Source organism: Antarcticibacterium arcticum, from assembly GCF_007993795.1.
In the GTDB taxonomy this organism is placed as follows: domain Bacteria; phylum Bacteroidota; class Bacteroidia; order Flavobacteriales; family Flavobacteriaceae; genus Gillisia; species Gillisia arctica.
Map to the genome: position 1 here is coordinate 3,233,989 of NZ_CP042476.1, position 19,486 is coordinate 3,253,474.

17 protein-coding genes are annotated in these 19,486 nt (G+C 38.4%); 11 read left to right on the forward strand and 6 right to left on the reverse strand.

Annotated elements, in window-relative coordinates; translation table 11 throughout:
* The first annotated feature begins 5 nt into the window (after positions 1-5).
* Together FK178_RS14685 and FK178_RS14690 are read left to right on the forward strand one after the other, a co-directional pair.
* Entirely contained in the window at positions 6-1,223 is a 1,218-nt protein-coding gene (locus FK178_RS14685; RefSeq protein ID WP_205677190.1) for an autotransporter outer membrane beta-barrel domain-containing protein, read from the forward strand.
* 68 nt (positions 1,224-1,291) lie between these two features.
* Entirely contained in the window at positions 1,292-1,831 is a 540-nt protein-coding gene (locus FK178_RS14690; RefSeq protein WP_146836937.1) for a hypothetical protein, read from the forward strand.
* On the opposite strand, the gene FK178_RS14695 is transcribed toward FK178_RS14690, so the two are convergent.
* Positions 1,796-1,996, reverse strand: a complete 201-nt coding sequence (locus tag FK178_RS14695; RefSeq protein WP_146836940.1) for a hypothetical protein — start codon at positions 1,994-1,996, stop codon at positions 1,796-1,798. The two genes, FK178_RS14690 and FK178_RS14695, sit on opposite strands and share 36 nt — an antisense overlap.
* A gap of 13 nt (positions 1,997-2,009) precedes the next feature.
* Here FK178_RS14695 and eno point away from each other — a divergent pair, with 13 nt between their 5' ends.
* Positions 2,010-3,296: a phosphopyruvate hydratase gene (eno, locus tag FK178_RS14700; RefSeq protein ID WP_146836943.1), complete on the forward strand. Its 1,287-nt coding sequence runs from the start codon at positions 2,010-2,012 to the stop codon at positions 3,294-3,296.
* 189 nt (positions 3,297-3,485) lie between these two features.
* Positions 3,486-4,769 (forward strand): citrate synthase, encoded by a 1,284-nt coding sequence (locus FK178_RS14705; RefSeq protein WP_146836946.1) that lies wholly within the window; start codon positions 3,486-3,488, stop codon positions 4,767-4,769.
* 103 nt (positions 4,770-4,872) lie between these two features.
* Here FK178_RS14705 and FK178_RS14710 read toward each other — a convergent pair whose 3' ends face one another.
* On the reverse strand, positions 4,873-8,472 hold the full coding sequence (locus FK178_RS14710) for a glycosyltransferase family 2 protein (protein WP_168194608.1): 3,600 nt from the start codon (positions 8,470-8,472) through the stop codon (positions 4,873-4,875).
* Between the two features lie 175 nt (positions 8,473-8,647).
* A complete protein-coding gene (locus FK178_RS14715) occupies positions 8,648-9,868 on the reverse strand; it encodes a glycoside hydrolase family 2 TIM barrel-domain containing protein (RefSeq protein ID WP_146836951.1) in 1,221 nt (406 codons plus the stop codon).
* Between the two features lie 289 nt (positions 9,869-10,157).
* Here FK178_RS14715 and FK178_RS14720 point away from each other — a divergent pair, with 289 nt between their 5' ends.
* Together FK178_RS14720 and ctlX are read left to right on the forward strand one after the other, a co-directional pair.
* Positions 10,158-11,072, forward strand: coding sequence for a dimethylarginine dimethylaminohydrolase family protein (locus tag FK178_RS14720; protein WP_146836954.1), 915 nt, complete (start codon positions 10,158-10,160; stop codon positions 11,070-11,072).
* A 5-nt stretch (positions 11,073-11,077) separates the two neighbouring features.
* Positions 11,078-12,013 carry a citrulline utilization hydrolase CtlX gene (gene ctlX / locus FK178_RS14725; protein WP_146836957.1) on the forward strand — a complete coding sequence of 312 codons (936 nt, stop codon included), beginning with the start codon at positions 11,078-11,080 and terminating at the stop codon, positions 12,011-12,013.
* 58 nt (positions 12,014-12,071) lie between these two features.
* On the opposite strand, the gene FK178_RS14730 is transcribed toward ctlX, so the two are convergent.
* Positions 12,072-13,517 (reverse strand): SDR family oxidoreductase, encoded by a 1,446-nt coding sequence (locus FK178_RS14730; protein WP_146836960.1) that lies wholly within the window; start codon positions 13,515-13,517, stop codon positions 12,072-12,074.
* Positions 13,518-13,590: 73 nt separating this feature from the next.
* Between FK178_RS14730 and FK178_RS14735 the strand changes: the two genes are divergently transcribed.
* The gene (locus FK178_RS14735; RefSeq protein WP_146836963.1) at positions 13,591-13,794 is read left to right on the forward strand and encodes a hypothetical protein; all 204 of its coding nucleotides are present in this window, start codon (positions 13,591-13,593) and stop codon (positions 13,792-13,794) included.
* Positions 13,795-13,830: 36 nt separating this feature from the next.
* Here FK178_RS14735 and FK178_RS14740 read toward each other — a convergent pair whose 3' ends face one another.
* Entirely contained in the window at positions 13,831-14,256 is a 426-nt protein-coding gene (locus FK178_RS14740; protein ID WP_146836966.1) for a hypothetical protein, read from the reverse strand.
* A gap of 114 nt (positions 14,257-14,370) precedes the next feature.
* On the opposite strand from FK178_RS14740, the gene argS reads away from it, so the two are divergent.
* The 4 genes from argS (at position 14,371) to FK178_RS14760 (ending at position 19,011) form a co-directional block, all read left to right on the forward strand.
* The gene (gene argS, locus FK178_RS14745) at positions 14,371-16,155 is read left to right on the forward strand and encodes an arginine--tRNA ligase (protein WP_146836969.1); all 1,785 of its coding nucleotides are present in this window, start codon (positions 14,371-14,373) and stop codon (positions 16,153-16,155) included.
* Positions 16,156-16,357: 202 nt separating this feature from the next.
* Entirely contained in the window at positions 16,358-16,618 is a 261-nt protein-coding gene (locus FK178_RS14750; protein WP_146836972.1) for a hypothetical protein, read from the forward strand.
* A gap of 114 nt (positions 16,619-16,732) precedes the next feature.
* Positions 16,733-18,061: a signal recognition particle protein gene (gene ffh / locus FK178_RS14755; RefSeq protein ID WP_146836975.1), complete on the forward strand. Its 1,329-nt coding sequence runs from the start codon at positions 16,733-16,735 to the stop codon at positions 18,059-18,061.
* A 65-nt stretch (positions 18,062-18,126) separates the two neighbouring features.
* Positions 18,127-19,011, forward strand: a complete 885-nt coding sequence (locus FK178_RS14760) for a bifunctional 5,10-methylenetetrahydrofolate dehydrogenase/5,10-methenyltetrahydrofolate cyclohydrolase (RefSeq protein WP_146836978.1) — start codon at positions 18,127-18,129, stop codon at positions 19,009-19,011.
* Positions 19,012-19,081: 70 nt separating this feature from the next.
* On the opposite strand, the gene FK178_RS14765 is transcribed toward FK178_RS14760, so the two are convergent.
* Positions 19,082-19,477: a YkvA family protein gene (locus FK178_RS14765; protein WP_146836981.1), complete on the reverse strand. Its 396-nt coding sequence runs from the start codon at positions 19,475-19,477 to the stop codon at positions 19,082-19,084.
* Positions 19,478-19,486 lie beyond the last annotated feature (9 nt).

A 19,486-nucleotide genomic window follows, 5' to 3' on the forward strand; every position in this document is an offset into this window, starting at 1 on the left:
ATTCCATGATTCAAAAATTGCTAGTTACTTTCTGTTTGTTAGTTTTTTCTACCGTGCATTCTCAAATAAAATATGAACAAGGTTATATTATTGATCATAACGGAAATAAAAGCGACGTGCTTATTCAAAATGCAGAGTGGAAGGCAAATCCCTCCTTTGTAAATTATAAAACCAATCTTAACGCTGATGTTAGAAAAGGCACTGTCAATGAAATTAAAGAATTTAAGGTAGGCAATTTTCATTATGTGGGTGTCAAAGTAAATGTTGACCAATCAAGTCACATTACAAAAGATTTAAGTTTTGATAGAAATCCTGAGTTTAAGGAGGAAACACTTTTTTTAAGGAAGTTGGTGGAGGGGCCTGCTAATCTTTTTGTAATAGATGGGAGTAATATCAGGTATTTTTATAGTACACGAGAAAAACCAATTGAGCAGCTTATATCTAAAAGGTATAATGTAAATGGAAGAATTGCACGCAATAATCAATTTCGTCAACAATTATTATCCGGTTTACAATGTGAGGGCATGAATTTATCTGATGTGCAACATCTCGATTATCGTAGAGAGTCACTTATCAATTATTTTGTACAATACAATACGTGTGTGGACAACTCCTATGTTTTTGAAAGCATAAAAAGAGAGGGGGAGTTCAATTTTTATTTCAAAGGTGGGGTGCAATTTGCAAATCTCACAGTGGAAAGAGGCCTCAATGCAAAAGGAGTTGAAATGAGTGGTTTGGGATATAGAGCAAGTGTTGAACTTGAGTATGTATTCCCCTTTAACCGGAATAAATGGGCAGCTTATTTTGAACCAGCCTACAGAACATTTTCAGGGGAAAAGAAATTAACAGAGGTATTTAATGCAGATCTTTCAGCACAATACTCTTCGGTAGAACTTGGCCTGGGAGTAAGACATTATTTTTTCCTAAATGAAGATTCGAAACTCTTTTTAAACCTTGCATACGTTTACGATGTACCTGTGGGGTCTGAAGTTTTATTTGCTAATACCAATCGCAATATGGATCCGGTTCTTACAGATTTTAATTCATCACCAAGTATTAACGTAGGTGTAGGGCTTAATTTTAAAAATAAATATCTTGTTGAAGCAAGATATGGTATCAACCAGGAATTTAATGGTTTTTTAGAAGTTCCGGAAAATTACTACCTGGATTGGAGGACTAAATATTCTGCCGTAACCCTTATGGTTGGATACAGGTTTTTCTAAACTTTAAAATTCTTCTTTAGGTGGTAGTCTCATTCATTTCCTACCCTTATTGTTAATGAAAACTTACAATGAAATTTTCCCCCCTATTATTTTTATGTCTTGTAGTGTTCAATTTAAATGCTCAAACAAACCCAGAGGTTGCAAATGACCTTATATCAATTAATTTTCTTACTCCCGGTATTGAATATGAAACCGGTATAACCGATAATACAACCCTTGATTTTAGATTTGGGCTTGGTTTTGCGATGGTGGGAGGAGAGCTAAGAAATGGAACTGAATTCGGGATTTTTCCAAATTTTAGCGCGCAGTACCGCCGCTACTATAATTTGGCAAAACGTATTGATAAGGGAAAAAATATAACCCGCAATAGTGGTAACTATCTTGCCTTACATTCTTCAATTTATGGGGGACAGCCCATTTTTGGAGATCTGGAATTTGAATCGGATTATTCCGTAGAAATTGGCCCAGTATGGGGTTTGCAACGCATTTATGGTAAAGGCTTTAAACTCGATTTAAATCTGGGGGCAGGGTTTGGTTTCAATGAAATTGGAGATACCTATATTACTCCTTTGTTAGGGTTCCGCCTGGGTTGGGTTATTTTGGATTAATAATTCTTCCCATCTAAAAGTTTTAATAAAAATGTAACTGAAAACAGGGATCTTCAGGCTTTGGGAGCCGAAATCGTTATCGTAAATAATAGGACGAAAACCTGCATTTTTCTCGTAATTTCCTTCCTGTATTCGTATCTTGGTAACCTTTATATCAAAAAACATTAAATTATAAATTATGAGCATAATTATAAATATTCATGCCCGTCAAATCTTCGATTCCAGAGGAAATCCCACCGTTGAAGTAGATGTTACTACAGAGAATGGTGTATTGGGAAGGGCAGCAGTACCTTCAGGTGCTTCAACAGGAGAACATGAGGCCGTAGAACTTCGGGATGGAGGAAAGGACTATATGGGGAAAGGAGTTTCAAAAGCAGTTGAAAATGTAAATACAACCCTTGTTGAAGCTCTGTTGGGATATTCAGTGTTCGAGCAAAATCTTATTGACCAGGCCATGATAGAATTGGATGGTACTCCTAATAAGGCAAAACTAGGAGCTAATGCTATTTTGGGTGTTTCTATGGCCGTTGCCAAAGCTGCAGCCAATGAATTGAATATGCCATTATACAGGTATCTGGGAGGGGTAAGTGCCAATACCTTGCCTTTGCCTATGATGAATATAATTAACGGAGGTTCCCACAGTGATGCTCCTATTGCTTTTCAGGAATTTATGATCATGCCGGTAAAAGCAAAGAATTTCACTGAAGCCCTTAAAATGGGTACTGAGATCTTCCATAATCTTAAAAAAGTTCTTCACGACCGTGGCTTAAGTACGGCGGTGGGTGATGAAGGTGGATTTGCGCCTACCTTAGATGGGACCGAAGATGCTCTGGACACGATCTTGCTTGCAATTAAAAAAGCCGGTTACAAAGGAGGAAAGGATGTTATGATCGCACTTGATTGTGCAGCTGCCGAATTTTATGTGAAAGGCAAGTATGATTATTCCAAATTTGAAGGGAAGGCAGGTAAAGTAAGAAGTAGTGAAGAACAGGCAGATTATCTCGCAGAACTGGCTTCCAAATATCCTATTATCTCCATAGAAGACGGGATGGACGAAAATGACTGGAAAGGTTGGAAATATTTAACTGAAAAAATTGGCGACAAAGTACAGTTGGTAGGAGATGATCTTTTCGTGACCAATGTAGAGCGATTAGGCCGCGGTATTAAAGAAGGAATTGGAAATTCAATATTGATCAAGCTTAACCAGATTGGAACAATTACTGAAACTATCGCTGCGGTAAATATGGCTAAAAATGCCGGTTATACTTCCGTCATGTCTCACCGTTCGGGGGAAACAGAAGACAGTATTATTGCAGATCTTGCAGTTGCTTTAAACACCGGTCAAATCAAAACTGGTTCGGCCTCACGTAGCGACAGGATGGCAAAATATAACCAACTATTAAGAATAGAAGAAGAGCTTGGAAGTGCCGCTTATTTTCCTCAGGAAAAGGCTTTTAAGATCTAATAAATATCTTATTTAAAACCTGAAGATCCCTGCCGGTAACCGGCAGGGATCTTTTATTTAAAATAAATCATAAATCGTTTAATATAGCTGCTGAAACCTGAAATTACAGCCCTGTTTTAGCGTCTTTTTTCTTTATAATTTCGTATTTTAGCAATCACGAAAATAATTTGAAATTAAAGTAATACATATATGTCAAAAGTTGCTACGCTAGAATTAGAAGGGAAAAAATATGAATTCCCGGTGACCATTGGAACTGAAAATGAAGTTGCCATAAATATTAAAAATCTTAGGGGTGAAACAGGAGCAATTACTCTGGACCCCGGTTATAAAAATACCGGAAGTTGTGAGAGTGCCATAACCTTTCTGGATGGAGAAAAAGGGATCTTAAGATACAGAGGTTATTCGATTGAAGAGCTCGCTGAAAAAGCCGATTTTCTTGAAGTGGTTTACCTGCTTATATTTGGAGAATTGCCAAATAAAGAACAACTTACCACATTCAGGCAGGATATAGTTGCGCAAAGTTTTGTGAATGAGGATATGAAAAAGGTGATAGACGGGTTTCCATCTACCGCTCATCCAATGGGGATGTTGTCTTCCTTGACCAGCGCCCTAATTGCTTTTAATCCAAAATCTGTAAACGTTAGTTCAGAAGAGGATATGTATAAGGCCATTGTTAAACTACTTGCTAAATTCCCTACTCTTGCTGCGTGGACCTTACGAAAGAAGGAAACCCTTCCTTTGGAAAACCGGGATACCAATGTGGGGTATGTTGAAAGTCTTCTTAAAATGATGTTCCAGAAGCCGGGGGAAGAATATAAATTTAACCCAACTGTGGTAGATGCACTTGATAAGCTCCTTATACTGCATGCAGATCACGAACAGAACTGTTCCACCTCAACAGTAAGGATCGTTGGATCCTCTCATGCTGGTCTTTTTGCATCTATCTCTGCCGGTGTATCGGCATTATGGGGGCCACTTCACGGGGGAGCCAATCAGGCAGTAATTGAAATGTTGGAAGAGATCAAAGCAGATGGAGGAGATACGTCCAAGTTTATAGATAAAGCCAAAGATAAAGACGACCCTTTTAGATTGATGGGCTTTGGCCACAGGGTTTATAAAAATTTTGATCCACGTGCCAGGATCATTAAAAAAGCAGCCGATGAGGTGCTCGATGCTCTTGGCGTAAATGATCCAATTCTGGATATTGCCAAATCACTTGAAAAAGCAGCATTGGAAGATCCATATTTTGTAGAGCGTAAATTATATCCTAATGTAGATTTTTATTCAGGTATTATTTACCGTGCAATGGGAATTCCTACAGAAATGTTTACCGTAATGTTTGCAGTAGGTAGATTACCGGGATGGATTGCTCAATGGAGGGAAATGCGATTAGGTGGAGAACCTATTGGAAGACCAAGACAAGTTTATGTGGGAGAGCCTTTACGTAGTTTTAAAGAAGTAGATAATAGATAAAATATATCTTACCAGATACTAAAAGCCCCATTTCCCAATGGGGCTTTTTATTTGCGGTGTAATAACCTCCCCTCTTGGTTATTTCTGCCTTTGTTTATTAAAGCTATTCCTCCAGTTTGGTGTGAAGAAGACTCCGGTTACTGGTGGAATAATTTAGACCTTTTCTTTTTGCGGTGACAATCAATTCGTAATTTTCGTAGTCCCTGGGAATAGTTACTTTAATTGTGTTCCCTGAACCAAGATTTTTGAGCGCCAAGGGATTCCCGTATAGGTCATTTTTTACAAGACTCCAGTCAAAAGAAAAATCTTGGACATGTTTAGCGGCGGTGAGCCATTGACCACCTGCTCTTATCGCGGCACTATATTCCAGGGAAGAATTTGGTGTTAAAGGCACAGCCGGTTTTAGGATCCTTACCTCAGCCATTTTTTCCTCCGGACTTAAGCCGGTAAGTAATGTTTTAACTGCCCTCAATTCCTGCTTTCTGTTTCCATTAAAATCTACCAACCCGTCATAATTTAACCAGTTACTGTAGCGCTCATTTTGCCAATTGGAAAGAATGAAATTATCATTTTTAAATGAAGCTGCATTTTGAAGTAGCACCTTTGGTTCAATATCGCTTACAAAAACGTCAATACCTGCTTTAGCCGAATATCTCATAACCTCATATAATTGTTCCATATTATTCTCCACCATAATCAGTCCGTAGGAATCTACGGGAAAGCTATTATGCATCTGTTGAATTAGATCCATAGTTTCATTGTTAAGAGGCACTTCAATAACTATAGACCGGATAGGATCAATTTTCTTTATTTCAGTAATAAGGGAATTAAGCCAATTTAAGTACGCGGTTCGCTGTGCAAATAATAGGGGCTTTACATATTGCTGCTCAAGATTAAATTTAAAAGAATAAGCTATTAGGTTTTTATCATCTTTAAATCTTTCGGTTTTATTAATTATCTGCTTTGCAAGTTTTTGTATTTTCTTATTATTACCGAGGTAATTCCGCGAGGCATCTATGTCAAACTCATAGATCAATTGTAAGCCCACATCCTCAGAAATGGAGCGAATATTATAATCATAAATATCACTGCCCTTAAATTGTATTGTATTTAAGCCGGATGCTTTAATTGTTTCCAGGTCATTCTGAAGCTCTTCACGGGTGAGCACATAATAATTGTTTTTCCAATCTTTCCCTTTCTTATAATGAACCCCTTTTATGTCAAATTGTGAAATCGGATTGGTTGCAGGATTCTCCAAAGTCAGTTGTTTTAAGATATTACCGTTTCTTGGAGGGTTAGGATTAAATCTTGTACTTATTTCTTTCATGGACCCTGTGGTCCAATCCAGGTACCTTTGATCATACCAGTCATTTTCAGGAATGTTTTTATCATAAGCACTGTTGAACATTACAATAGCGGCTATTTCATCAAATTCTCTGTTAATAGAAGTCATAGCATCCAATAACCATTCCTCCTGGCGATCTTTAATTTTAAGAGAACCAAATTCGGCGAGCATAACCGGTTTCCGGGTAAACCAAAAAAATTCATCGCTAAATGGTTTATATAGATCCTTAAAAGGATGGTATTGGCCATCACTGTTTAAAGCGTCGTAATTTAGAAGAGTAATTCCTATCCAGTCTACATAATCATCTCCCGGATAATATCCCGCCATATTATGGGCTTTCCAGGGGTTCCAAACCATAATGATCTTATTGGCTCCTTCCGCTTTTATAAGTTCATGAACATGTTTCCAGGCTGCAATAAATTCTTCAGGAGTATTACCTCCAACCGCAGACCAGGGATATTGCGGATTGTCAAATTCGTGGGCGTATCGCAGGAATATGGGTTGATCATAAGATTTCAGGATTTGGATGAAATCCCTTATATAATTATCATAAGTTCCGTTAGCAATATGTTTAAACGACTTTCTTCCTTCCCGAAGTTCGGGTTCAGAATCTTGGGTGGCCAACTCTGCAGTCCATGGTTCCCAGGTGATTATTGGAATGGCATCTTTCTCAAAAATATCGGTCATAAGGTCATGGGGAAAGCTTTCTATGCTTTGCCTGTTCCAGGCCAGATAAAGGGAGACAATATTAAAATTAACATCTTGTTGATTCTCTATAAAAGTGATTTCCTGAATATCAGACAGTCCTGTTTCCTGATAAGGATGAAAGATACCCAGGTATTTCCCACTTAATGGTGTATGTTGAGGAACACTTACGTTTTCCCATCGTGCAAGATCATTCATATTTTTAAAGTTCATTGAAAAGATCAACAGCACCAGAAGTAAGGGAAGTGCAATTGCCCTGGTTACCATAAAAGTTGAATTGGCTCCTTTATAAAAAGCATGCTTAAAACTCCAAAGGGAAGAGATCTTTGAAAATGCCAGATTGCTTCTAAGGATTCTGTTTTGATTAGTAACTTTATTTGCCAGATATATTCCAAACGCCATTATAAGAGCATTGAAAAAAGCAAAACCTGCCATCACAATGGAGAAAGGGGTAAGATCCTTCTGTAAGCCGTAGATTATTGCTGTAATAGAAATAATTCCAATTATGGCATTGGGAATAATTATTTTATAATTGGTGTTCCATTCATTCTCTTTGGGAGTTGGTAAATAGGGGACATTTTTGTTTATGAGGGTATAGGCTAATCCCACTATATAGATCCACCAGGTATTAATATGTAACAGGCCGCCAATAATATGAAATCCCCGTTCTTTTTTTTCTATTACCCATTTTTGAATAAAGGTGCGTATCAAAACCGAACTTGCAGCAACCGGAATTAAGACAAATGCAAAGTCTATTATATTTCCTTTCCATGGCGTTGTTGCGAAAAAAAGAGAAAGGGCGGGGATCAAAAAATTAATCAAACTTATTACTCCGCCAAGGTAATGCAATGGCAGGATGCCAAAATGGATCTTTTGCCTCCCGGTGAGTTTCGAAAATATCTTCGGATAAACCTTTACCAGAAGATCAAAGGTTCCCCGGGACCATTTTAACTGTTGTTTGAAAAAATTGGTAAGGTTGGAAGGAGCAAGGCCTTTTGCCAAAACCTCGGGTAGATACACCGCTTTCCAGTTTTTAGCATAAAGTAGCATTGCAGTGTGCATATCTTCACAAAGCCCGGGGGCATGACCTCCTATACTATCCAGCGCTGTTCTTCTAAAAACGCAATTGGCACCTATTGCGTTCACTGCCCCGTAGGAGTTAAGGGTCATCATCATAGGGCCGTAGAACTGAAAGGTTTGTTCGGCTGCGCCTCTGGCAACAAGGGTTTCCTTTATATTATAATAGGACTGAACAATTTGTACGAAACCTATTTCAGGATCCTCAAAATGTGGTAGAATTGGATCCAGGAAATTAGGTTCGGGAATATGATCTGGATCCAGAACTACACAAATATCCCCTGTGGCATATTTTTTTAAGGCATTATTTATATTCCCTGCTTTGGCATCTATCCTGTTATCTCTTGTTACGTGGATTATCCCATTCTCTTCACAAAAGTTGCGTAGATAAGGATCGTTTGCCTCATCACACAAATACGTGGTATGAGGGTAGGTGATCTGGTTGATTGCCTCCAGGGTGGTGATCGTCATTTGATAGGGCTCCCCCGGGAAATAGGTAGTTAGAATATCAACTTTTAGTGCGGGGACTTTTCCACTGCTTTCGGGAACAGAGATGTTGGAGTAATTGTACCACATATACAATTTCTTAACTAAGCTATATAGTATAGATATGGAAAGAAGAGCGTATAAATACGGATTACCAATATGCTCCGGGTGAAAGAAGAACTGTAAAAAATAAATAATACTGAAAATGCCTAAAAGGATCATAAATTTTATAATCCGCGATTCATTCTTAGTAGGTGCCTTTATCTTACTCTCCATCCTTTGAGCTTAGAACGTAGAAGGGAATATTTGCTGTTGCAATATAATCACTTTCATTGGAGATAGTTAGAAAAACCCTGTATGGCCCTTCGTGAAGCGGAGCGTTAAACATAGCTGTTTCTCCGTTTATTTTAAAACTAATATCATCTACTACAAAGCTTTCATGAAAATTGTACCAGGATTCGTGTCTTATTTCCCAATCATATTGAAGATTTTTCTGTTGGTTAGAAGGTAAAATTATATTAACCTGGGCAAGACTGCCGGCATTGAGTATAATATTGTCCAACCCTCCTTTTTTATTCAGCAAAATATAATCAAGGTAAGGCCCGGGATAAATGGCGGTTGAATCCTTCTTCCAGATTTTAGTGAGTTCAAAAATGGGTTGGGTTTTCTTGCCGTCGGCACTAAAAAGACTGTACCACGAGGGAGTTACTTCATTTTTCTGGCCCCAGTAAAACACAAAGCTGCCAAAAGAATTATTTGATTTAAGGGGAACAATAAAATCGTTATAGCGCTGCCTTATCTGTTCAGCTTTTTTGGTGCTCGTTTCTTCAATAGGAGCATTCCAGTTTGTTAAGTTGGCTTCCCATGGCCCGTTAACTCCCCATTCGGTTATTACATGAGGACCATCCCAAATGGGGGAAATAGGTTTTAGTTTTTTTGCAAACTTGCTAAGGGTTCCAAATGAATTAAAGGAGATGAAATCCAGTCGCGGACTTTTCCTCTTAATTGAAAGCACTCTTAATTTATTGGCGCCAATTGTCACCGTGCTTACAGGGTGATTGGGGTCTGTTTCCTTAATTATATCTATTAATGTATTAAACCTATCAAAAAATACTGTCCTGGTATAGAAATAGGGGTAATACAGTTCATTTCCTAAATTCCAGTATAACAATGCAGGGTGGTTCTTGTGTTTTTGCACAACTCTTTCCACATTGACTTTTAAAAGTTTAAACAAGGCGTCATCTTCATAGTAAACCAGCGCATTGTTATATTTAGGCAAAGGAATATCTACCACCACTGCAAGGCCTAAAGCCTCTGCTTTATCCAGGGTATTACTTAAATTGATGGTGTCGTATATTCTTGCAGTATTGGCACCGGCCATTTTTAGTTGTTCCAGATAATTACTATGAGCCGCACCACCATGTATATAAAACGGTTTTCCATAGCGCATTAAACGGTAACCAGAATCTGTTTTATCAATATACACCGTAGGCTTTGGGGAAATTGTTTCCTCCTTTTTTTTACAGGATGTACAGCACACTAAGAAAAATACGCCAATAAGAAATATTTTATATATTTTCAGAAAATTGAGATTTAAGTGCAAGTTTTTGAGGATGTGGCAAATATAGCTAAAGATTATAATTGTGTATAGTTAGGAAAAATATAAAAAATTGTTTTAACCATCAATATAAAATTCATATTCTGCAGGGGGCTGAATTAGCTTTAAAACATACTTTTTCGAGGGAGCTTTTTTTATATTTGCACAAATACAACTTATGTTACAATTAAATATTATTAATGAAACTGCACCTCTCAAGGCAGTGGTTCTGGGTACAGCAGTAAGCAATGGTCCTACTCCTGCGCTTGAAGATGCCTATGATCCAAAATCTGCTGAACATATCAAAGCCGGCACCTATCCTGTGGAGGCAGATATGGTTGCCGAAATGGAAGCGGTGGCAGCAGTTTTTAAGAAATATAATATTGAAGTATATCGTCCTAAGTTAATTGAAGATTATAACCAGATCTTTACCCGGGATATCGCGTTTGTAATTGAGGATAAATTTATCAAGGCCAATATTCTGCCGGACCGTGATGAGGAGATTGAGGCAATAAACCACGTAATTGAACAAATTGATCCTGAAAAGGTTTTAACCCTTCCCGAAGATGCCCATGTAGAAGGAGGCGACGTAATGCCTTATAAGAATTATATTTTGGTAGGAACCTATAAGGGAAAAGATTATAAGAATTTTATTACTGCAAGAACCAATATGAAAGGGGTTGAAGCACTTCAGGAACTTTTTCCACATAGAGAAGTAGTATCCTTCAGCCTTCGAAAATCCAATACCGAACCCAGGGACAATGCTCTCCATTTAGATTGTTGCTTTCAGCCCGTGGGAAAAGATAAAGCCATTATTTATAAGGATGGATTTTTAATTGAAGAGGAATATAACTGGTTGGTTAATCTCTTTGGAAGAGAAAATATTTTTGAGATCACCCGGGAGGAAATGTATAACATGAACTCCAACATTTTTTCAATTTCTGAAGAAGTAGTCATTTCAGAAAAGAACTTTACCCGTCTTAATGCCTGGTTACGAGCTCAGGGAATCACGGTCGAGGAAGTTCCCTATGCTGAAATTTCCAAGCAGGAAGGTCTTTTGCGTTGTACAACTCTACCCTTAATACGAGAATAAATTATATGACAAATCAAATTACCAATACCGTTTTGATGGTGAGGCCGGCAGCATTTCGTATGAATGAGGAAACGGCGGTAAATAATTATTTCCAGGAAGACCTTCAAATTAAAAATGATGAAATCAATAAAAAAGCGCAACAGGAATTTGACGCTTTTGTAGTACAGTTAAAAGAGGTAGGGGTTGAGGTTATTGTTGTGAATGATAGAGCCGAACTGGATACCCCAGATTCAATATTTCCCAATAACTGGGTTTCCTTTCATGAAGATGGAACGGCGGTTATATATCCTATGTTTGCTGAAAACCGAAGAAGGGAACGCCGTATGGAGATCTTTGAAGAATTGGAAAACCGCGGTTTTAAAATAGAAGAAGTTCTTGATTATACACAGGCCGAGGAAGAGGAAGTTTACCTTGAGGGAACAGGAAGTATGATTCTGGACAGGGTTAATCAAAAAGCCTATTGCGCATTATCTCCCCGAGCCGATGAGGATCTTTTTATTGAATTCTGTGAAGATATGGAGTACACCCCGGTGATATTTGGAGCCTTCCAAAATGTAGATGGGAAAAGAAAACCTATTTATCACACCAATGTGATGATGTGTGTAGCCGATGAGTTTGCGGTGATTTGCCTGGATAGTATTGATGATCCTAAGGAAAAGAAAAATGTTGTAAAACATTTAAAAGAAGATAACAAAGAGATCATTAAGATCACAGAGGCTCAAATGCATCAGTTTGCCGGTAATATGTTACAGGTAAAAGGGAAAAATGAGAGGAAATATCTTGTTATGAGCAGTACAGCTTATAATAGTCTTAACCCAGACCAGGTTGAGAGAATAGAAAAGCACTGTGAAATCTTAAATTCAAATATTACTACTATTGAAACCTGTGGTGGTGGCAGTACCCGTTGTATGATGGCTGAAGTTTTTTTACCAAAGCAATAATAATGTACTAAGATTCCGGCTTTAAAGAACCCGAATTTATCATAAAGCTACTCTGAATTTATGATTTGGATAACCCATCCGGTCCCCGGGAGATTTGCTTCAACATTCCTTCAAAAATGAAATAATGGAAGGGGAGCATTGTATACCAATACAACCTTCCCCAAATTCCCCTGGGGCGAAAAGTTGCAGTTTGATGTAATACGTTTTCATCATCTATTTCAAATTCCAACCAGGCCTCCCCGGGAACTTTCATTTCAGCAAACAAGAGCAAACGTTTTTGTTCCTTATTGGCCAAAAGAACCCGCCAGAAATCAAGGGAATCTCCAGCATTGATCTCAGATGGATGTGTACGGCCCCGGCGCAAACCTACCCCGCCAAACATTTTATCCAGATATCCTCTCACTTTCCACAACCAGTTGCCATAATACCATCCGTTAAGGCCGCCAATGGCCCATATTCTGTTCAAGACCAATTCCGGATCTTTTATTTTGACAGATTTTTCATCTTTGAGGCAGCCGTAGGTAGGCACCTGTACATAATTACTTAATTCATTCTTGAATCTTCCGCTGCTCATAGAATCCTTCCAGCTGGAAACCACCTGGTTTTGCTCTATTTTATAAAATGCAAGTTTAATCGCTTCTTTATATGCAATGGGTTTAATCCCTAAGATTTCCTGAAGTCGTGTATCTTTGGTAATTACTTCAACTTTCATGCTGTCTACCAGGTTCAAAGCCAGTTTATAGGAAGTTGAGGTAACAAAATATAACCAATAGGAGGATAATTTTGGCGACATAACGGGAACTTCAATAATATAAAGTTTTAGCCCTCTCACTTCAGCATACTGCAGCATCATTTCTTTGTAAGATAATATGTCCGGACCGCCCACATCAAAGGATTCATTATAGCATTTTTCATTTGCAATAACCCCTGTAAGAAAATTCAGGACATCCCGAATTGCCAGGGGCTGGCATTTGGTGCTTACCCATTTTGGAGTGATCATTACGGGTAATTTCTCGCAAAGATCCCTTATAATCTCAAAGGATGAACTTCCTGAGCCTACTATAATAGCAGCTCTTAAAACGGTGATATTAAAATTTCCTTTATAAAGTATATCCTCAACCTGCTTTCTGGATTGGAGGTGTTTGGATAATTTTTCTTCATTTACGATCCCACTTAAATAGACTACCTGGTTTACACTTGTACCAGCCATTATTTTATTGAAATTCTCGGCTGCCAGCGCTTCCTGTTCATCAAAATCTTTGGTGGAAGCAGTCATAGAGTGAATGAGATAGTAGGCAATATCAATTTCCTTTATAATATCTGGTGCAATAGTGTCTTTCAAAAAATCGATTTCTACGATCTTTACTTTCGAAATCACATCTTTATTGGCAGAAAACCTGTTTTTGTTACGCACTGCACAAATTACTTCATGGCCAAGTTCAAGCAATTGCGGCAAAAGTCTTAAACCAATATACCCGTTGGCCCCGGTGAGTAATATTTTCATGTGATAAAGCTAATTCAGGAATAATTTAGGGATTAAATGATTACTTTCACGCTAATTAACCAATCTTTATATAATGAATAACACACTAAAAATAGTTTTACTGGTTGTTGGGATCCTTTTGGTAGCGTATGGATTATATACTCTTTTCACCCCTGAGGTGTCAATGCAGGCGGGACCGCTTAAAGTTGAAGCCCAGGGCGACAATACCCAGTCTTATGCCATGATAGTTTTAGGTATCCTGGCGCTTGTGGGAGGCGTTGCATTTAACAAGAGGTAAATCTCTGTTAACGGGCCTGCAGATCAATTACTCCTGTTATAGGTCCTCAACCTGGGTCGGGGCATTTTCAGCCTTGTAATTCAGGATCTTCATCATGAATTTATGAACAGAGGGGTCCCCGGCTTTTACTTTAATAAAATAATGATCCCGGTAAAAAGAATATTCCCGTGCTTTACCTTTATATAAATGGAGTTTGTAGAATGGTATCACTAATGCAAAGGTTTCCAGCAAAGACCGGAACATAATGATAATACCTTTAGGCCTGAGTTCTATATTACAGGTATTCATATTATTGTCCAGTACAAGGAGGTTATGAATGTCAAGGCTGGTGCTTGTAATATGAAGTTTGGGTGAACCTGTGCCATTTAGCCGGAACCTTTCTACCAGGGTAAATGGCTTTCCCACTTCCGCATTAATTTTTTCCTTAATATCAGGCCGGTTATAACTTATATTCAACAACATAACTCTTTTTTTATAAAGATAGGGATTTGAGAATAATGCTTCCTCCCTTGCGGTTAAAATCTCTTATCTTTGGAACCTGAATTTTACCATATATCCTAATTACAACAATTTAAAATGAATATTCAAAATACCATAGAAACGCAGGTAAAAAAAGCAGTGGCCCAGGTTTATAGTATTAATTTAGATACCCTGGAATTTCAGCCCACCCGCAAGGATTTTGAAGGTGATATTACGCTTGTAACATTTCCCATGTTACGGCAAATAAAGACGAATCCTGTTCAACTGGGGCAAAGTATTGGGGAATACCTTGTGGAACATGTAGCCGAGGTCGAACGGTTCAATGTTGTTCAGGGGTTTTTGAACATTGTGATAAACGACAGGTTTTTCATTGAAGAATTTATAAAGATAGGCAATACACCAAATTTTGGTAAACTGAAACCTCCACGAGATGCTGAAACCATAATGGTTGAATATTCTTCGCCTAATACCAACAAACCCTTACACCTGGGTCATATAAGAAATAATTTATTGGGATATTCTGTGGCTGAAATACTGACAGCCAGTGGAAAAAAAGTTTATAAAACCCAGATCATTAATGACCGGGGAATTCATATCTGTAAATCAATGCTTGCCTGGAAGAAATATGGAGAGGGCGAAACTCCGGAAGGAGCCGGACTTAAAGGTGATAAATTGGTTGGTAATTATTATGTGAAGTTTGACCGGGAATATAAAAGGGAAATTGCAGAATTGATGGTGCTCGGTAAAACTGAAGATGAAGCCAAAGCCGAAGCTCCTATTATTCAGGAAGCCCAGCAAATGTTGCTCAAGTGGGAGGCTGGTGATCCTGAGGTTATGGCCCTCTGGGAAAAAATGAATCAGTGGGTGTATGACGGATTTGAGAAAACATATAAATCCCTGGGAGTGGATTTTGATAAAAATTATTACGAGAGCCAAACTTATTTGCTTGGGAAGGATGTTGTTGCACGAGGATTGCAGAAAGGGGTTTTCTATAAAAAGGAAGATGGCAGTGTGTGGATTGATCTAACCGATGAAGGTCTCGATGAAAAGATTGTATTGCGAAGTGATGGGACCGCTGTTTACATGACCCAGGATATTGGCACTGCGATCCAGCGGGTAAAGGATTTTCATATTAACGGAATGGTGTATACGGTTGGAAATGAACAGGATTACCATTTTAAAGTGCTGTTCCTTATCCTGAAAAAATTAGGCTTTGAATGGGCCAATCACCTTTACCACTTAAGTTACGGTATGGTTGACCTTCCAACTGGAAAAATGAAAAGCCGTGAAGGAACTGTGGTTGATGCAGATGACCTAATAGAACAAATGACCCTTACAGCTAAACAAATTTCTGAAGAACTGGGGAAACTGGATGATTATAATGAAGGAGAAAAAGCCGAATTATACCGGATAATAGGACTTGGAGCTTTAAAATATTATATCCTGAAGGTAGATCCCAGAAAAAGGATCCTTTTTAACCCCGAAGAATCGGTTGATTTTCAGGGAAACACAGGCCCCTTTATTCAATATACATACGCCAGGATTCAATCCATTCTTCGAAAAAGTGATTTTGATCTCACAGCAGAATATCTGGAGGCAGGAGATTATGAACTACATGAGAAGGAAAAGGAATTAATAAAACAAATCCAGTTATATCCTGAAACCGTTCAGCAGGCAGCCCAAAATCATAGTCCGGCCTTAATTGCCAATTATACCTATGAGCTGGTTAAAGGATTTAATTCCTTTTATCAAAATGTAACCATTCTGGGCACTCAAGATGAGGTTGAAAAACGCTTTAGGGTTCAATTGTCCAAAGTAGTGGGAGATGTAATTAAATCGGCATTTGGATTGCTGGGTATACAGGTGCCGGAAAGAATGTAATTTTGTTTAAACTGATATTTTTATGAAAAATTGGATAAATTGAAGTTTTTTAATTCTGTCATTTTTAAGTTTCATTTCCTGTGGTTTTGATGATGACCAATTATGTGTTACGGGGCCTGTTGGTTTCAATGTCGAATTTATTGATGCTGTAAGTGGAGAAAATGTTTACAGGACCAACCGTTTCCAGCCTTCCCAATTACGGGTGACAGATGAAGATAATAAGCTGGTCAACTACCGGTTTATTACAGAATTGGATAGAACTTATATACAGGTAAATCTTAATTTTGAGACGGGAGATAAGATCATCACGATGAAACCAGATAATGAAACCGCGGTAGAGTTTGAAATAACACTTAGCTCGCGTGAGGAAAATTGTACAACCTATTATATTAGTAATTTCAATGTGCGTGATTTTGACTGGGATGAAACTGGCAGCAACGGTGTTATAAGGGTTAATATCTAAAAAAAAGCATCAGGGTATGAGCTTGGTTTCATTGGGAAATAAACTTTTAACCTTGGCTATAAATCATTAAATTTGCAATCTACCTGGAAATAAGGTTTAAAATAAGTTAAGATTATGTTTGATAGTTTAAGTGATAAGTTAGATAATGCCTTACACATCCTTAAGGGGCATGGGCAAATTACGGAGGTAAACGTCGCCGAAACTTTAAAGGAGGTAAGAAGGGCATTGGTTGATGCCGATGTAAACTATAAGATCGCCAAGGATTTTACAGGTACTGTTAAAGAAAAGGCCCTGGGACAAAATGTATTAACTGCATTGAAGCCCGGTCAATTAATGGTAAAACTGGTTAAGGATGAACTTACCCAGTTAATGGGTGGAGAGGCAGAAGGTATAAACCTTTCAGGAAATCCTTCTATAATTTTAATGTCCGGTTTACAGGGTAGTGGTAAAACCACCTTCTCGGGTAAACTTGCCAACTATTTAAAAAGCAAGAAAAATAAGACTCCTCTTTTGGTGGCCTGTGATGTTTACCGTCCCGCTGCAATAAATCAGCTCCACGTGGTTGGAGACCAAATTGGGGTAGAAGTTTTCAGCGATGAAGGCAACCAGGATCCTGTAAAAATTGCTCAGGCCGCTATTGCCCACGCTAAACAAAACGGACACAATGTTGTAATAATTGATACCGCGGGTAGATTGGCTATTGATGAGGCCATGATGACCGAAATCGCCAATATACGTGCTGCCATACAACCACAGGAAACCCTTTTTGTGGTAGATTCTATGACGGGTCAGGATGCGGTGAATACAGCCAAAACTTTTAATGAGCGTCTTAATTTTGATGGGGTTATCCTTACCAAACTCGACGGGGATACCCGTGGAGGAGCTGCTATCTCTATAAAATCTGTTGTAAACAAGCCTATTAAATTCATAGGAACCGGAGAAAAAATGGATGCCATTGATGTATTCTATCCGGACCGTATGGCCGACAGGATCCTGGGAATGGGAGATGTTATATCTCTTGTTGAAAGAGCCCAGGAACAATATGATGAAGAAGAAGCAAGAAAGCTTCAGAAAAAGATAGCTAAAAACCAGTTTGGATTTGATGATTTCCTTAATCAGTTACACCAGATCAAAAAAATGGGGTCTATGAAAGACCTTATGGGAATGATTCCGGGAGCAGGTAAAATGCTGAAAGATGTAGATATTGATGATGATGCCTTCAAACATGTAGAAGCGATCATTTATTCCATGACCCCTGAAGAAAGAAGCACTCCCACAGTAATCAATGCAAACCGTAAGAAAAGGATCGCAAAAGGATCTGGTACCTCTGTGCAACAGGTGAACCAATTGTTGAAGCAGTTCAATCAAATGGGAAAAATGATGAAAATGATGCAGGGTGGCGGCGGAAAAAAGATGATGCAGATGATGAAAGGAATGAGCTAATAAAAAGCTTGATCACAAAGCCAGATTATAAAAAGCTGAACTAATATTAATTAAACAAAGTTTCAATGACGCTTCTCGACGGTACCAAAATTAGCAACGATATAAAAAATGAAATTGCTGAAGAAGTTCAGCAAATGAAAAGCCGCGGAGAAAAGGTGCCACATCTTGCCGCCATTATTGTTGGAAGCGACGGGGCTAGCTTAACGTATGTTAACAGCAAAGTGAAAGCCTGTGAGCGGGTAGGATTTGAATCTACCCTCATAAGAATGAGCAGTAGCTCAAGTGAAATTGAACTGCTCAAAAAAATTAAACAATTAAATGAAGACCCTGATATTGACGGTTTTATAGTTCAGTTGCCTTTGCCTAAACAAATTGATACCCAAAAAATACTTCTTGCGGTTGACCCTAAGAAAGATGTTGATGGCTTTCATCCCACAAACTTTGGAAAAATGGCATTGGATATGAGTTGTTTTATCCCGGCTACACCATATGGGATCCTTGAATTGCTGGAGCGCCATGGGGTGGAAACTAAAGGAAAACATACTGTAGTAATTGGAAGAAGCCATATTGTTGGAAGGCCAATGAGTATTCTTATGGGAAGAAAAGGTTTCCCGGGAAATTCTACGGTTACCCTTACCCACAGTTTTACCAAAAATATTACCCAGATCACCTCCCAGGCAGATATTATAATCACCGCATTGGGGAACCCCGAATTTCTTAAAGCCGAAATGGTGAAAGATGATGTGGTTATTATTGATGTGGGAATTACCCGGGTGGCAGATGATACAAATCCACGAGGCTATAGAATTACCGGGGATGTAGATTTTAAGGCGGTGAGCAAAAAAGCTTCGTTTATTACTCCGGTTCCGGGAGGAGTAGGACCAATGACCATTGCAATGTTGCTAAAAAATACGCTGCTTGCCCGCGACAACCATAGGCATGGGATGTAAGTAGCATTCTTATATAAAAATAAAATGACCGCTCTTTGGCGGTCATTTTGTTTACTCTCTTTTTAAATTCTTATTCTTCTTCCTCAAGCTTCCAGTCAAGATAATTATGGAGATCTGTCTCAATAAATCTTAAGCCAAAGGTAAATACGGCGAAATCATCTATATAGCCTATTCCCGGAATAAAATCCGGGACCATATCAAATGGATTAAGAATATATAAAAATCCGAAAGCAATGGCAGCAATGGTAAACCATGGCACGTTCGTATAAACACCTTTGCGGTAATCTTTCAGCATTCCAAACATAACTTTACCTAATTCGGTATATTTTTTAAGTACATTGCTGCTGGTCATTTTTTCTGAGATCTGCTCTTCGTTGTCCATGACCACTTCTACATCATCTCCTTCTATTTTGGTTATTTCACCACTTACATAATCTTCATCAATTGTTTTCTTCTTACTAAACATATCTACTGT